The sequence below is a fragment of the Streptomyces sp. NPDC048275 genome (assembly GCF_040652275.1).
Taxonomy (GTDB): domain Bacteria; phylum Actinomycetota; class Actinomycetes; order Streptomycetales; family Streptomycetaceae; genus Streptomyces.
This window is the reverse complement of sequence record NZ_JBEZLR010000039.1, coordinates 21,303-35,197: the sequence shown is the minus strand read 5'-3', so window position 1 is coordinate 35,197 and position 13,895 is coordinate 21,303. Positions and strand designations below refer to the sequence as shown.

The following is a 13,895-nucleotide window of genomic DNA, read 5'->3' as shown; positions in this document are numbered from 1 at the left end:
CCCCCGCGCTTGCACTTTGGCAACAGCGTTGCGAAAGTGGAGCCATGACAGGAAGCATGACTGGTACAGGTTCCGCCCCCGGCTCCCCCCTGCGCGTAGGCCTCATCGGCTACGGCCTCGCGGGCTCCGTCTTCCACGCCCCGCTGATCGCCGCCACCGAGGGTCTGACCCTGGACACGATCGTCACCTCGAACCCGGAGCGGCAGCAGCAGGCCCGCGCCGAGCTGGGCGACGGCGTCCGGTTCGCGGCCACGCCCGACGACCTCTGGGCGCGCGCCGACGAGCTGGACCTGATCGTCATCGCGTCCCCGAACAAGACCCACGTCCCGCTCGCCACCACCGCCCTCAAGGCGGGCCTCCCGGTCGTGGTCGACAAGCCCATCGCCGGCACCGCGGCCGAGGCCCGCGAGCTCGCCGCCCTCGCGGACGAGCGCGGACTCCTCCTCTCCGTCTTCCAGAACCGCCGCTGGGACAACGACTTCCTGACCCTCCGCAAGCTGCTGGCGCAGGGCGAGCTCGGCGACGTATGGCGCTTCGAGTCCCGTTTCGAGCGCTGGCGCCCGCAGCCCAAGGGCGGCTGGCGCGAGTCCGGCGACCCGGCAGAGATCGGAGGTCTCCTCTACGACCTCGGCAGCCACGTCGTCGACCAGGCCCTCGTCCTCTTCGGCCCCGCGACCTCGGTGTACGCCGAGTCGGACATCCGCCGCCCCGGCGCCCGGACCGACGACGACACCTTCTTCGCGATCACGCACGAGAGCGGCGTCCGCTCCCACCTCTACGTCTCCGCGACCACCGCCCAACTCGGCCCGCGCTTCCGCGTACTGGGCTCGCAGGCCGGTTACGTGAAGTACGGCCTCGACCCCCAGGAGGCCGACCTGCGCGAAGGCAAGCGGCCGGACACCGAGGCCGAGTGGGGAGTCGAACCCGAGTCCCTCTGGGGCCGCGTCGGCTCCGGCGAGTCCCCGCTCACGGGCGGCGGCCGCCCCGAGCCCACACTCCCCGGCGCGTACCACACGTACTACGCGGCCATCGCCGCCGCCCTCCGCGACGGCGCCCCGAACCCGGTCACCGCGCACGAGGCCGCGGCCGCCCTCGACGTCCTCGAGGCGGCCCTCCGCTCCGCCCGCGAAGGTGTGGTGGTGTCGCTGTGAACGCGCCGGAGATCGCCGAACTGGAGGAGCAGGAGCGCCGGTTGGTGCTCGCGCACTTCACGCACGACGACGCGTGGACCCTCGGCACGCTCCTCGTCGAGCTGGCCCGGGCGCAGGGCGCCCCCGTCGCCATCGACATCCGCCGCGGCGGGCAGCAGCTCTTCCACGCGGCGCTGCCGGGCTCGACCCCCGACAACGACGCCTGGATCGACCGCAAGCGCCGCGTCGTCGAGCGCTACGGCTGCTCCTCACTCCTCGTCGGCTCCCGCTTCCGCGCCAAGGGCACGACATTCGAGGAGTCCGCCCGCCTCGACCCCGACGTGTACGCGGCCCACGGCGGCGCGTTCCCCGTCGCGGTCGAGGGAGCGGGCGTCATCGGCACGGTCGTCGTCTCCGGCCTGCCCCAGGTCGAGGACCACGCGATGGTGGTAGCGGCACTGACTCAATTCCAGGCGAGCTGAAGGAAAACACCCGCGCCCCGAAACTGACGCAAGGAACCGCGCCCCACAGGGGCGCGGGGCCGTGACATTTGCGGCTCCGCCGCGGGGCGCGACCAGCCACGACGGTGCCGCAGCCGACAACCCGCCGCAGCACCCCAAGCCCTCCAGCCAACCCAGCAGAGCGCTTACGCCTGCTTGAACTCCTGCCGCTGCCGCCCCAACCCCCCGATCTCCAACTCGACCACATCCCCGGCCCGCAGAAACGGCTTCGGATCGGGCTGCCCGAGCGCAACCCCCGCCGGCGTCCCGGTGTTGATGACGTCGCCGGGGTAAAGCGTCATGAACTGGCTTACGTAACGCACCACTTCCGCCACCGGGAAGATCTGCTCCGCGGTCGTGCCGTCCTGCTTGAGCTCACCGTTGACCCAAAGCCTCAGCGACAGGTTCTGCGGGTCCGGCACCTCGTCCGCCGTCACCAGCCACGGCCCCAGCGGGTTGAACGTCTCGCAGTTCTTGCCCTTGTCCCAGGTTCCGCCGCGCTCGATCTGGAACTCGCGTTCGGAGACGTCGTGCGCCACCGCGTACCCGGCGACGTGCGCGAGCGCCTCCTCATGGGACTCCAGGTAGCGGGCCGTACGGCCGATGACGACCGCCAACTCCACCTCCCAGTCGGTCTTGACCGACCCGCGCGGCACGAGCACCGTGTCGTGCGGGCCGACCACCGTGTCCGCCGCCTTGAAGAAGATCACCGGCTCGGCGGGCGGCTCGGCCCCGGTCTCGCGCGCGTGGTCGTGGTAGTTCAGGCCGATGCACACGATCTTGCCGATCCGGGCCAGCGGCGGCCCGATCCGCAGCCCGTCCGCGTCCAGCACCGGCAGTCCACCGGAATCGCCGGACCCACCGGACTCGGCAGCCGCGCGGATCCGGCCGAGCGCCGCGCCATCGGCGAGCAGCGCCCCGTCGATGTCCGGGACGATGCCCGACAGATCCCGGAGGTTTCCCTCGGCGTCGAGCAGCGCGGGCCGCTCCGCCCCCGCCGTACCGACTCGCAGCAGCTTCATGGTCACAATCTCCCTCGATCGAGCACGGGCAGCCGCCGACGGGTGCAGCCATCGGAGGACTGGTTGATCCTCCAATCTCGACGTCCAGTCCGCAATACCCCGTTCACGGACTGGACCGCCCGCCACCACCACCGCTGTCCCTTCTTCCTTGACGCTGCATGTGTGTGCGGTGGCTGGCCGGGCGATGAAGGAACGCAGTGGTCCGCGCCGTCCTCGTCTGCGCAGTTCGATCTTGCATTTCGCATGGAGCACCACTGCTCAAGCCGACCGGACGGACGGTGATTAGACTGGTCACTCATGTCGAAGCCTGACGAACTGCTTGTTGACGTCGCCACCCTGGTGGAGTCCGAACACAGCAATCAGATGTCTCTGACCGTGGTCGCCGGTGGTGCTGTCATCACGGGTCGGCTGGCTCCCGAAGCAGTCTGGAGGCAGCGGGTGTCGGAAGTCCTGGCGGACTCGCCCCGCCTGAGCGACTTCTCCGCCGTCTTCACCGCTACGACGCGCGAGGTGGGGCCGCCCACGCATCTGCATTTCCATGTGGCGCGGATTCTGCAGGGCACGGTGGGGATCCCGGAGACGGGCGGGATGTACCGCGTGGCGATCAATGATGTCAGTGCTTGGACCATGGGCGACTTCAGCTACTCCGATGACTGACCCCGCCGCTGCGCGCTGAGAATCCCGTCGGTACGCGGTCAGGGTCCGACCGGCGCGTCCCGGTCGGACCCTCACTGCTGTTTTGGTGGCGGCTCGTGCTTGCCCGTCGGTCAGACGGCAGCAGGGGCGCCGAGCATCGCGGAAGCCTGCTGCAACGGACTGAGGACACGCGTGGGTGCGGCGGCGTGGGGAAGGCCGGGGCAGGTGAAGCCGAGCCGGCGCATGGCCCGGAGGACTTCGCCGGCGCTGAAATCGCGGCGGTCCTGGCGTGTGATGACCTCCCCGACCTGCTTGACGGGGTAGGTGCGGCGGCCGATGATCACGGACTCGCCGCTGCCCTGCTCGGGCTTGACGCCCTTCATGGATTCCAGGACGCCGCTCTTGGTGAGGTCGAACGGGAAGCGGGCGATGACACAGCGCATGATGCCTCACAGGGAGAAGAAGGGAATGGTTCTGCCGCGGTGAGGCGGTTCAGTGGGCCAGGGCGAGGACGCCCGGAGCACCGCCCTGCTCGTCGACGACAGGCAGGGCATCGAGCCGGCGGCCGCGCATCGCGTGCTTGGCTTCGGCCATCGTGGTCACGGGCGGGGTGAACGGCCCGCGGTCGTCGAGAATGTCGCGCAGTTGGACGCGGTCCGTGTACGCGGAGCTGTCACGGACAGCAGCGAGCTGGGCCTGGGTGACCAAACCGGTGCACTGGCCGTCGTTGTCGCAGACGAGCAGGTGCTCGGTGCGGGCACTGGCCATGACGGACAGGGCCACCTCGATGGTCATGTCGTCGCAGACCTGAGGTCCGACCGTGTCCATGGCGTCGGCCACCGTCCTGTGCGCGGGGGCGGCGCTCGCCGTGCGGGGTTGCATCTGAACCAGTGTCAAAACGTGCCTCCTGCAGAGACGGGTCAGGTTCCTGATCATGAAGGTTCTAGGCCGCCGCGTCGAAGGAGGACTGGCGCGCGGTCACGCGCCGGGCAGCCGAAGCGGGGCTGCGTCGGCCGCGTGGGGCCGCGCTGCGCTTGCGCCGCTCGGTTACCGGCGTGGTGATCGTCACGGGGATGCCGGAGGGGGTCCGGGCGCCGGTGATCCGGCTGAGTGCCTCTTCGCCGGAGCGGACCTGGGTGGTCTGGGGGACGATGCCGGCGGCTGCCATGAGGCGGGTCATGTCGCGGCGCTGGTTGGGGGTGACCAGGGTGACGACGCTGCCGGACTCGCCGGCCCGCGCGGTACGGCCGCCGCGGTGGAGGTAGTCCTTGTGGTCGGTCGGCGGGTCGACGTTGACGACGAGGTCGAGGTTGTCGACGTGGATGCCGCGCGCCGCGACGTTCGTCGCGACGAGCACGGTGACGTGCCCGGTTTTGAACTGGGACAGGGTCCGGGTGCGCTGCGGCTGCGACTTCCCGCCGTGCAGGGCGGCCGCCCGCACGCCGCTGTTCAGCAGGTCCTGCGTCAGCCGGTCGACGGCGTGCTTGGTGTCCAGGAACATGATCACCCGGCCTTCGCGCGCCGCGATCTCGGTCGTCGTCCGGTGCTTGTCGGCGCCGTGGACGTGCAGGACGTGGTGCTCCATCGTGGTGACCGCGCCTGCGGACGGGTCGACGGAGTGGACGACCGGGTCGGTGAGGTAGCGGCGGACCAGGAGGTCGACGTTGCGGTCGAGGGTGGCGGAGAACAGCATCCGCTGGCCCTCGGGGCGTACCTGGTCCAGGAGCGCGGTGACCTGGGGCATGAAGCCCATATCGGCCATCTGGTCGGCCTCGTCCAGGACGGTGATCGCGACCTGGTTCAGCCGGCAGTCACCCCGGTCGATGAGGTCCTTGAGGCGGCCCGGCGTCGCGACGACGACTTCGGCACCACGGCGCAGTGCACTGACCTGCCTGCCGATCGGCATTCCGCCGACGACGGTGGCCAGGCGCAGCCTCACCGAGCGGGCGTAGGGGGTAAGAGCGTCGGTCACCTGCTGTGCCAGTTCACGTGTCGGCACGAGGATCAGGGCCAGCGGCCGGCAGGGCTCGGCGCGCTGTCCGGCGGTGCGGGCCAGCAGGGCCAGGCCGAAGGCGAGGGTCTTGCCGGAGCCGGTGCGTCCGCGACCGAGAACGTCACGGCCCGCGAGGGTGTTGGGCAGGGTCGCGCCTTGGATCGGAAACGGGATCTTCATGCCTTGCGCGGTGAGCGAGGCCAGCAGCCGCTCGGGCATGTCGAGGTCGGCGAACGCATCGACGGCGGCCAGCGCTGGAGTGATCGTCTTCGGCAGGGCGAACTCGCCCTGGACCGCCGCGGGCCGCCGCCCCTGGCTGCCCGGGCGGCTCGGCCCTCCGGAACGGCTCGGGGCGGGCGAGCCGAAGCGGCTGCCCCGGTGCGAACCGGCGCCGGAGCCGAAAGCGGGACCGCCCGTACGGCTGCGGGTGCGGGAGGAGCGGTTGTTCGTACGTGAGGGGTTCATTCAGAACCTTCCTTGATACGGCACGTATCAAGGAATTCTCGCAGCGGAAGAGCAGCGCGGGGAATTACAAGAACGGGCCGAACGGAATGCGAAAGCAGATCTAACCTGCGGTGAATCCGGTGCGGTAGTGCAGGCGATGAAATGGGTGACGTCATGCGGACGTGAAATCCAGGACGTCGACGGGTGCAGATTTAAAGAGGCCCGCATTCCTGGAGAGGGATCCAGGGCGCGTTGTCCCACAGGGGAAGCCTCGGGGAATGCCCGCAGCTGGGGCCCGCACCCCGAGGGATGCGGGCTCCAGCTACGAAGTGCGCGTCAGTGCTCAGACGGGAACGATGTTCTCGGCCGTCGGGCCCTTCTGGCCCTGCGCGATGTCGAAGGTGACCTTCTGACCTTCGAGCAGCTCGCTGAAGCCCTGGGCGGCGATGTTCGAGAAGTGGGCGAACACGTCAGCGCCGCCACCGTCCTGCTCGATGAAGCCGAAACCCTTGGCTGCGTTGAACCACTTCACAGTGCCAGACGCCATGTCATATCTCCTTTGGGGCTGTACGCCGGGACCCGCAATCCACGGATACCGGGTCGCCGCGATGATGCCCCGCCCGGAGGATGACCGGAAATATAAAACGCTTCCCGCGGCTGAAAATACCGACGAAGGCGTTGAAGTTTTGGGAACCACGACTGCAACTGAGATCGACAGTAGCATGCGGTAGCAGCCTGTGTACGGTTAATAATTCCGCTCTGCTCGTTGCAGTAAACACACTGCCCGCGCGGCACATTAAACTCTCGTCTCGCGGTCATAGATATTGATCCACCCGGAACGCAGCCTTCCAGGAAGAGCGGTCGGCCGCCACCGTCCTGGGCGATGAAGCCAAAGCCCCTCCCGCGTTGGACCACTTCACAGTTCCCGTATCCATGCCTCATGCCTTCCAGTCGATGAACGCCTCCCACGCCATGCGGCAGACGGAGGCGGTGCGCCCTGGTTCCTCCGCCACAGCAGAACGCCCACGACGAAGGCGTGGGCGAAGGGAACTTTCTGACCATGGCAGTTGACGCAGACGCCACGCGTCCGCACAGCCTGTCCCCACAGAAAACGACCTACGCGACGCGCCACACTCCCGACAGGTGTGTGCGCTGCCCGGCGGGCACGCACCACCTCAGCCCGCGGTCGTTGGGTTCTCTGTTTCGGCGGCGTGGCGGTATTCGGCGTTGATGCGCTGCGCTTCTTCGAGCTGGTCTTCGAGGATGATGATGCGGCAGGCGGCCTCGATGGGGGTGCCCTGGTCGACGAGTTCCCGGGCGCGGGCGGCGATGCGCAACTGGTAGCGGGAGTAGCGGCGGTGGCCGCCCTCGGAGCGGAGCGGGGTGATGAGGCGGGCTTCACCGATGGCGCGGAGGAAGCCCTGGGTGGCGCCGAGCATTTCGGCGGCCCGGCCCATCGTGTAGGCGGGGTAGTCGTCGTCATCCAGACGGCCGAACGAGTCGCCTGCTGTCATTTGCACCTCTCTGTGGAACGCATGGAGGGGCCCTGGTGCCAATGGCACCAGGGCCCCGAAGGAACTGCTACACCATCTGCCGACCCTGATACTGCGCCGGCCTTCTGTTTCCGCAGACCCGACCAAGATGCTGTCGGGGGTGCGGGGATCGCGGTTGCTTGACCGGAGACCACCTCACTATCGATGTCCTGCGGTACCCGGGCTCAAGGTTTCCGCCCGGGCGATCCTGATGGCGCCTGGCTCCTCCGTTCTTCCCTCTGGGATCGATCACTTACCAAGCGGGGTACTGCGTACTGCTGGTGATGCGAACTGCTCAGTGGCCTGTGACAGCGCCACTCTTCGGCAGCCAGCCCCGTCGCCCGTCCTGCGTCTGCTCTGGCTTGGAACCCCACTGCCGAACTTCCCGGTGCGCGCGTCCGCAGCCGACGCCTTCACCGAGGTGCTGCTCACTGACTTCACTGCTGGGTACTGCGAACTGCACTTACCGAACTGCTACTGCGTGAACTGCGGTACTGCTCACGGCGGCCCCTGATCACTGCGGGCCACCCGGTCCGGTCGTCAGTCCCGTCGCCGTCCTGCAACAACCCTGGCTCCGGAACTCCACCACCGCACCGTCCTGCGAACCACAACTGCGGTACTGCTGCCCGGCAGTTCATCTCTGCCGGGCCTTGCTCGATCTCGGCTACGAGAGAAACCATAACTACGACACCATCCAATGTCTACTCTCGCCGACATAGATTTCCGTGAGCCAGGCAGAGAGACAGTCGACCTCGACCACTGAACGGGTACTCACTCACTCACGAATACAGAACCGCCCGCTCCACGGCGCTCCACGCCGAACTGGTCACCACATACAACGCGGCGGCCAGCGGCACCACCGCGACGGTGACGAGCGTGAAGAACGACAGGAACGGCATGAACTTGCTGACCGCCCCCAGCCCAGGCACCTGCTCATCCCCGGCCACCGGAGCGGCGGCAGCCATCATCCGCTTGCCGCTCCGGTAGTTGAAGGTCGCGACCGCGGCGACGAGGGCGAACAGCCCGAGATACACGAGCCCCTGCGCCCCGAACACTCCCCCGCTCCCCAGCGCGTCCACCCACCGGTCACCGAGCGGCGCGGCGAACAGCTTGTGCCCGAGCAGGGCGTTGGCCTCGCCGCCGATCGTCGCGCTGGAGAACAGCTGGTAGAGGAGGATGAACGCGGGCGCCTGGAGCAGACTGGGCAGACAGCCGGACAGCGGCGACACCCGTTCCTGCGCGTGCAACTCCAGCACCGCCTTCTGCAGCTTCTCGGGATTCTTCCGGTGCTTCTTGCGCAACTCCGCGATCCGCGGCTGGAGTTCGGCCCGGGCCCGCTGCCCTCGCGCCGCCGCCCGCGACAGGGGGGTGCACGAGCAGTCGTACGAGCGCGGTGAACAGGACGATCGCGGTGGCTGCCGCGGAGGCATGGAACAACGGCTGGAGCAGATCGGCGAGTTGCTCGACCAGACCTGCGAATACGGACATGAACGCGGACATGGATGTGGATAGGGATGTGGACATGGGTGAGCCCTCCGGGGGTCTCGTCGTGCCGGGTCGAGGAGATGTCGGCATGACGACCCGCGCGAGGTCACCAGGGAGGTGAAGGGGGTGGAGAAGGGGGGTGACCTACGCGGTGATCGCCGGGAGGAAACACCCCGGCGCCCGGGGGCGGCTACGCCCCGCCGCGTCGGGATCGCGTTGGGGCAGGAAGGCCGTACGGTGCTCGCGGTCGCGTATGGCTGTCCGTATGCGCGTACGCGGGACAGTCGGCGCGCAGCGCGCGGCGATGAGGGCGCAGGCGGCGAGCGCGGAGCCGGCCGCGGCGGTCGCGGCGAACGTCACGGCGACCGCGGCGGAGAGGCTGCCGGTGTCGAGCACGGCGACAGCGAGAAGGAGCACGAGCAGCACGGCGGCGGGGCGCGTGTGCGCCCAGACACGGATCATCGACCGCTTCTCCCCCTCCCCCTCCGCTACACCGGACCCGTTTCGATCGGCTGGAGCAGCCGCTTCGGCCTGAGCAGCGCCCGGCTGACCGGATCCGCCGGGTCCGGATCGAGTCCGGGGCCCGGTGACATCTCAACGTCCGGGACGGGCACGAGAGTTCCACAGGCCGGGCATTCGCCGTACGGGCCCAGTTCCGTGCCGCAGGTCGCGTGCCGGAAGTAACGCAGCTGGGCCTCGTCGAAGTGCTGGCGGCCCCACAGGCCCAGTGAGCGCACGGTGGGCCAGAGCGCGATGCCGCGGTCGGTGATGACGTACTCGTCGCGGGGCGGCGACTCCTGGTAGCGGCGCTTCTCGAGGATGCCCTCGGCGGTGAGCGTCTGGAGGCGGGCCGCGAGGACGGCGCGCGGGATGCCGAGGTGGACGAGGAAGTCGTTGTAGCGCCGTACGCCGTAGAGCGCGTCGCGCACGACGAGGAGCGTCCAGCGCTCGCCGACGATCTCGAGCGCGCGGGCGATCGAGCACTCCTGCGTCGCGTAGTCCTTACCGAGAGCCATGACCCCACTGTAGCCACTTTCCGACTTATTGGTTCAGTGAACGAACCTAGGATGCTACGGTCGTCCCATACAGCCGGTTCAATGAATGAACCTACCCCCCCCAGAATCTGAAGGGCAGGTCATGGCACAGCTCGATCGCACCGCCGTCACGTCCGCCGACACGGCACGCGACGCGCCCGCCGCGCACGGCACCCCTCGCGCGGCCCTCACCCTCGCCCTCACCAGCGCCGCCACCGCCGTGGCCCTGATGACGTACACCACACCGCTGATCACGCTCCCCGAAACCGCCGCCGCGCTGCACACCCCCCTCTCCGCCCAGGCCTGGCTGCTCAACGGCACCCCGCTGGGCCTCGCAGCGCTGCTCCTGGTCGCGGGCAGCCTCGCCGACGACTACGGCCGCCGCCGGATCTTCCTCTCCGGCACCGTCGCACTCGGCATCACCACCGCCCTCGGCGCGCTCGCGACCTCGACCTGGCTGTTCACCCTGGCCCGCGTCGCCCAGGGCGCGGCGAGCGCGGCGATCCTCGCGAGCAGCCTGGGCCTGCTCGTCCACGCCTTCCCGACCCCACGTGGCAGGCTGCACGCGACCGGCGTCTGGGGTGCGTTCGTCAGCGGCGGCATCGCGGCGGGCCCGATGCTCGCGGGAGCGCTCACCTCGTCGCTGGACTGGCGGGCGGTGTACGCGGTCCTGGGCGCGGCCGCGCTGGCCGTCGCCGGGTTCGGCACCCGTGCGCTCACCGAGTCCAAGGCGCCCCGGGGCGGCCGGCCCGACCTGGCCGGGGCCGTCACCTTCGGCCTGGCACTCGTCGCCCTGGTGGCCGCTCTCACCCTGGGCCGCGACGGCTGGCTGCGCCCGTCGGTGGGCCTCCTGCTGGCGGCGTTCCTCGTGCTGACGTCGGTGTTCGTCCTGGTCGAGCGCCGTAGCCGTACGCCCATGATCGACCTCGGTCTGCTCCGGCACCGGCGCTTCCTCGCCTCCTCCGCGGGCGGTCTGTTCACGGGCTTCGCGGTGATCGGCCTCTTCAGCTTCCTGCCGACGCTGCTCCAGCAGGCGCTGGGCCTGTCCGCGCTGGACACGGCGTGGCTGACCCTGCTCTGGGCCGGGCTGGCCTTCGTGGTCGCCCTGCAGGTGCGGCGCCTCGCGGGCCGGGTCTCGCCGCGCCACCAACTCGTCCTCGGCTTCGCGCTGCACGCGGTCGGCGTTCTGACCATGCTCGGCGCGGTCGGCGCCGGTTCGTGGACCCGGCTGCTGCCCGGCTTCATCGTCTCCGGCGTGGGCAGCGGGCTGCTCAACGCCGCCCTCCCGCTCCTCGCGGTCGAGTCCGTCCCCGCGGCGCGCGCCGCGATGGGGTCGGGCGCGCAGCAGACGTTCCGGTACATCGGGTCGTGCGCCGGCGTCGCCGTGACCATCGCGCTGGTGACGTCCTCCGGTGGGCTCGCGCACGGCGCGGACATCGCGATCGCCGTGTCGGCGGGGATGGCGCTGGTGGCGGGGGTGAGTGTGCTGACGCTGAGGGAGCGCGGGTGACGCCACGGGCTACGGGGCACGGGGCTACGGGGCTCCTCAGCGAGGCCGCACGGACGTGAGCTTCCCCCAGACCACCAGCCGATACCTGGACGTGTACTCGGGCGTGCAGGTGGTGAGGGTGATGTAGTACCCGGGATCGCTGTACCCGTAGGCGGGCCGGACGGTACTGCGGGGCACCTCACGGATGACGCTGCCGTCGCCGGCGGAGGTCTGCGGCAGGGTCTTGTCGACGACGTACGTGTAGCGGGCGGCCTCGGTCTCGACGGCGATCTCGTCACCGCGCCGGAGCCGGTTGATGTACCGGAACGGCTCGCCGTGCGTGTTCCGGTGCCCGGCGAGCGCGAAGTTCCCGGCCCGGCCGGGCTGTTGGGTGTGCGGGTAGTGCCCGACGTACCCCTTGTTCAGCACATCCCGCTTGCCGACCCCCTCGGCGACGGGAACGCGGAGGCCGAGCCGGGGGAGGGAGAGGATGGCGTACGCCTGGGACCAACGGGCCGGATTCCGGCTCTGCTCGACCGAGGCGGACCCCCCGGACCCGGTGACCGAAGACGCACCGCTGGACGTACTCGGCGAGCCGGACGGGCGCCCCGCATCAGCACCCTCCTCCTCCCCCTCCTCGACGCCCTCCGCCCCCTCCTCATCCCCTCTCCCCCACTCCCGCTCCAGCGCCTGAACCTCCCTCTTGGCCCCCTCCCGGGCCTCCCGGTTGGTCCACCACAGCTGATGCACGACAAGAAGCAGCAGCACCACCCCGAAGGTGACAAGAACCTCACCCCCACCCCACAGCACACGCCGGTACGCGGCCCGCCGCCGCCGAGTGCCGTGATGCACGATCCCCGGAGCCCGCATACGCACGCCTCGCCTCCTCGACCGGGCCCGCACGATAAGGGCTGGGCCCTCAACTCACCAGACTCGAACACGGAGCACGAACGCCCCGTCCCCGACAAGACCGGCTGACCTCACCCGACGCCACCGCCCACCCGACCGCTCCCGCCAGGCGCCGGCCGATCGGAATCCGGGCCTCCCCTCGCTCTGCCACTCTCAGGTCACCCGCTGGCCTGCAGCTATCTCTCCCCCGTATGCCATCGGCAGTACGGTGTCCCCCATGCGCCCCGACACGTCTGCCGAGCACGTCGACCACAACGCCGAAGCAGCGCGCCTGGAGCGGACTGCCGGCCTCTATCCCGAGGACGCCGAACACCTGCTCGTGCAGGCCGCGGCCCACCTCGAACTGTCCGGCGACCGCCCCAGCGCCACCGCGCTGTACGACCGCCTCCTGTCGTCCTCCGCTCCCCTGGAGCACCCCCACCTGGTCCGCGCCCTCAAGGCGGCGAACCTGTGGGAGTACGGCCACGAGGCCGAGGCGCGAGCGATCATCGACGGCGTGCGCGCCGCGTCACCCCGGGACCCCGCCCCCTGGGTGATCGTGGCCGAGGCCCTGGAGTCCCACGACGAGCTGGAAGCGGCGCAGGAGACGTTCACCGAGGCCGCCCAGCTGCTCCTCACGGACGTGCCGGAGCCCCCGTACGCCACCTATCCCGTCCTCTTCGGCCGCCACCGCGTCCGCCGCATGCTCGGCCAGTCCCACGACAACTGGGACACCCTGGCCGACACCCTCCACACGTCCCCGGTCTCCCTGGACGAACTCCACGACCCCAAGCGGGTCTGGTCCCTGGGCTCCGACAACCCGGCGGAACTCCAGGCGGAGATCTCCCGACTCCGCGCGGAACTGGGCACGTACCGCGAGGCGCTGTCCCGCCCGTTCCCGGTGGCGGTCCTGCACTGGCCGACGGGTGAGCTGGCGGAGCTGGTGGCCGCGTATCCCTCGTTGGCAGGGGACTACCCCTCCCATGAGCTGCACCTCGCGACGATAGAGGAGTCGCTGCGCGAACTGGCGGCTTCCGGCACCCCGAATCTGGGCATCGTGACGGGGACGGTCCCGTCGTACGAGGCCTTCGCGGCATCCGAAGGGGCTTCGCCGGGGGACTCCGACTTGCTGCCCCAGTACGCGACGACGCTGGCGGCACGGGGACGAGCGGAGGCTTGGCCGCCGCAGAGGGGGAGCGGGTGCTGGTGTGCGTCGGGGCGGGGTTATGGGGAGTGTCACGGTGCGGAGGCGTAACAGCACCTGACTTCAGGAGCGCCGACGGGGGGAGGCGGACATGTCCCAGCCATGGCTGACGTTCGCCTTCCTCTTCGCCGCAGGGTGGCTGGCCTACGGCCTCCGCGTCACCCGCCGTGGCCTCCGTGAGTACAAGGGCGTACGGCTGCTCGGTGTACGGGGCTCCCGCACGCAGGGCGAGGTCGTCCGCGGACCGCGCCACGAGGGCCCGACCTTTCACCCTCCCCAGATCCGCTACGAGGCGGGTCCGAGGAACCAGACCTATCGCCGGGCTCCACTCAACGCGGATCTGCACGCTCTACGAGTGGGCTACGAGGTGGTGGCACGGTACGACCCCCAGGACCCCCGCCGGGTGGTCGTGGTGCGCACGCAGCAGACGTTCAACCCCGGGACGTACGTGGTGAACGGGGTGCTGCTCTGTTTGTTCGGGGTGGGGTTGGCGGTGGGGGCGCTGATGTGAGCCCTGGAATCGCGGTCCGGCGCCTCC

General features: G+C 69.8%; 15 protein-coding genes and 1 pseudogene. 6 read left to right on the top strand and 10 right to left on the bottom strand.

Annotated features, from left to right (window positions below):
- The first annotated feature begins 56 nt into the window (after positions 1–56).
- Both AB0D57_RS23190 and AB0D57_RS23185 read left to right on the top strand, forming a co-directional pair.
- Complete coding sequence (locus AB0D57_RS23190) at positions 57–1,151, top strand: Gfo/Idh/MocA family oxidoreductase (RefSeq protein ID WP_362075995.1); 1,095 nt, start codon at positions 57–59, stop codon at positions 1,149–1,151.
- Positions 1,148–1,612 (top strand): heme-degrading domain-containing protein, encoded by a 465-nt coding sequence (locus AB0D57_RS23185; protein ID WP_362075992.1) that lies wholly within the window; start codon positions 1,148–1,150, stop codon positions 1,610–1,612. Before AB0D57_RS23190 ends, AB0D57_RS23185 begins: the two co-directional genes overlap by 4 nt.
- A gap of 164 nt (positions 1,613–1,776) precedes the next feature.
- Here AB0D57_RS23185 and AB0D57_RS23180 read toward each other — a convergent pair whose 3' ends face one another.
- On the bottom strand, positions 1,777–2,652 hold the full coding sequence (locus AB0D57_RS23180; RefSeq protein ID WP_362075989.1) for a fumarylacetoacetate hydrolase family protein: 876 nt from the start codon (positions 2,650–2,652) through the stop codon (positions 1,777–1,779).
- 297 nt (positions 2,653–2,949) lie between these two features.
- Here AB0D57_RS23180 and AB0D57_RS23175 point away from each other — a divergent pair, with 297 nt between their 5' ends.
- Positions 2,950–3,309, top strand: a complete 360-nt coding sequence (locus AB0D57_RS23175) for a hypothetical protein (protein ID WP_362075986.1) — start codon at positions 2,950–2,952, stop codon at positions 3,307–3,309.
- Positions 3,310–3,419: 110 nt separating this feature from the next.
- On the opposite strand, the gene AB0D57_RS23170 is transcribed toward AB0D57_RS23175, so the two are convergent.
- From AB0D57_RS23170 to AB0D57_RS23135, 8 genes and pseudogenes are all read right to left on the bottom strand, one after another.
- Complete coding sequence (locus AB0D57_RS23170; protein ID WP_362075983.1) at positions 3,420–3,731, bottom strand: SCO5918 family protein; 312 nt, start codon at positions 3,729–3,731, stop codon at positions 3,420–3,422.
- Positions 3,732–3,780: 49 nt separating this feature from the next.
- On the bottom strand, positions 3,781–4,185 hold the full coding sequence (locus AB0D57_RS23165; RefSeq protein WP_362075980.1) for a CBS domain-containing protein: 405 nt from the start codon (positions 4,183–4,185) through the stop codon (positions 3,781–3,783).
- A 46-nt stretch (positions 4,186–4,231) separates the two neighbouring features.
- Positions 4,232–5,746, bottom strand: a complete 1,515-nt coding sequence (locus AB0D57_RS23160; RefSeq protein WP_362075977.1) for a DEAD/DEAH box helicase — start codon at positions 5,744–5,746, stop codon at positions 4,232–4,234.
- A gap of 322 nt (positions 5,747–6,068) precedes the next feature.
- Entirely contained in the window at positions 6,069–6,272 is a 204-nt protein-coding gene (locus tag AB0D57_RS23155) for a cold-shock protein (RefSeq protein WP_362075974.1), read from the bottom strand.
- A 628-nt stretch (positions 6,273–6,900) separates the two neighbouring features.
- Positions 6,901–7,239, bottom strand: a complete 339-nt coding sequence (locus AB0D57_RS23150; RefSeq protein ID WP_362075971.1) for a MerR family transcriptional regulator — start codon at positions 7,237–7,239, stop codon at positions 6,901–6,903.
- Positions 7,240–8,036: 797 nt separating this feature from the next.
- A pseudogene (locus tag AB0D57_RS23145) lies at positions 8,037–8,745 on the bottom strand (YidC/Oxa1 family membrane protein insertase).
- A gap of 141 nt (positions 8,746–8,886) precedes the next feature.
- Entirely contained in the window at positions 8,887–9,204 is a 318-nt protein-coding gene (locus AB0D57_RS23140) for a DUF6412 domain-containing protein (RefSeq protein ID WP_362075968.1), read from the bottom strand.
- A 26-nt stretch (positions 9,205–9,230) separates the two neighbouring features.
- Entirely contained in the window at positions 9,231–9,758 is a 528-nt protein-coding gene (locus AB0D57_RS23135) for a helix-turn-helix domain-containing protein (protein ID WP_362075965.1), read from the bottom strand.
- A 121-nt stretch (positions 9,759–9,879) separates the two neighbouring features.
- Here AB0D57_RS23135 and AB0D57_RS23130 point away from each other — a divergent pair, with 121 nt between their 5' ends.
- A complete protein-coding gene (locus tag AB0D57_RS23130; RefSeq protein ID WP_362075962.1) occupies positions 9,880–11,286 on the top strand; it encodes an MFS transporter in 1,407 nt (468 codons plus the stop codon).
- A 36-nt stretch (positions 11,287–11,322) separates the two neighbouring features.
- Here the strand turns inward: AB0D57_RS23130 and AB0D57_RS23125 are convergent, their stop codons facing one another.
- Positions 11,323–12,135 carry a class E sortase gene (locus AB0D57_RS23125; protein ID WP_362076102.1) on the bottom strand — a complete coding sequence of 271 codons (813 nt, stop codon included), beginning with the start codon at positions 12,133–12,135 and terminating at the stop codon, positions 11,323–11,325.
- 256 nt (positions 12,136–12,391) lie between these two features.
- Between AB0D57_RS23125 and AB0D57_RS23120 the strand changes: the two genes are divergently transcribed.
- Entirely contained in the window at positions 12,392–13,408 is a 1,017-nt protein-coding gene (locus AB0D57_RS23120) for an SEC-C domain-containing protein (protein WP_362075959.1), read from the top strand.
- 40 nt (positions 13,409–13,448) lie between these two features.
- Positions 13,449–13,868, top strand: a complete 420-nt coding sequence (locus AB0D57_RS23115) for a DUF3592 domain-containing protein (protein ID WP_362075956.1) — start codon at positions 13,449–13,451, stop codon at positions 13,866–13,868.
- Positions 13,869–13,895 lie beyond the last annotated feature (27 nt).

Excerpts from the sequence above, each read along its gene's own strand:
- AB0D57_RS23190 (WP_362075995.1), top strand. The coding sequence starts at position 57 with ATGACTGGTACAGGTTCCGCCCCCGGCTCCCCCCTGCGCGTAGGCCTC.
- AB0D57_RS23180 (WP_362075989.1), bottom strand. The coding sequence starts at position 2,652 with ATGAAGCTGCTGCGAGTCGGTACGGCGGGGGCGGAGCGGCCCGCGCTG.
- AB0D57_RS23175 (WP_362075986.1), top strand. The coding sequence starts at position 2,950 with ATGTCGAAGCCTGACGAACTGCTTGTTGACGTCGCCACCCTGGTGGAG.
- AB0D57_RS23170 (WP_362075983.1), bottom strand. The coding sequence starts at position 3,731 with ATGCGCTGTGTCATCGCCCGCTTCCCGTTCGACCTCACCAAGAGCGGC.
- AB0D57_RS23160 (WP_362075977.1), bottom strand. The coding sequence starts at position 5,746 with ATGAACCCCTCACGTACGAACAACCGCTCCTCCCGCACCCGCAGCCGT.
- AB0D57_RS23155 (WP_362075974.1), bottom strand. The coding sequence starts at position 6,272 with ATGGCGTCTGGCACTGTGAAGTGGTTCAACGCAGCCAAGGGTTTCGGC.
- AB0D57_RS23150 (WP_362075971.1), bottom strand. The coding sequence starts at position 7,239 with ATGACAGCAGGCGACTCGTTCGGCCGTCTGGATGACGACGACTACCCC.
- AB0D57_RS23140 (WP_362075968.1), bottom strand. The coding sequence starts at position 9,204 with ATGATCCGTGTCTGGGCGCACACGCGCCCCGCCGCCGTGCTGCTCGTG.
- AB0D57_RS23135 (WP_362075965.1), bottom strand. The coding sequence starts at position 9,758 with ATGGCTCTCGGTAAGGACTACGCGACGCAGGAGTGCTCGATCGCCCGC.
- AB0D57_RS23130 (WP_362075962.1), top strand. The coding sequence starts at position 9,880 with ATGGCACAGCTCGATCGCACCGCCGTCACGTCCGCCGACACGGCACGC.
- AB0D57_RS23125 (WP_362076102.1), bottom strand. The coding sequence starts at position 12,135 with ATGCGGGCTCCGGGGATCGTGCATCACGGCACTCGGCGGCGGCGGGCC.
- AB0D57_RS23120 (WP_362075959.1), top strand. The coding sequence starts at position 12,392 with ATGCGCCCCGACACGTCTGCCGAGCACGTCGACCACAACGCCGAAGCA.
- AB0D57_RS23115 (WP_362075956.1), top strand. The coding sequence starts at position 13,449 with ATGTCCCAGCCATGGCTGACGTTCGCCTTCCTCTTCGCCGCAGGGTGG.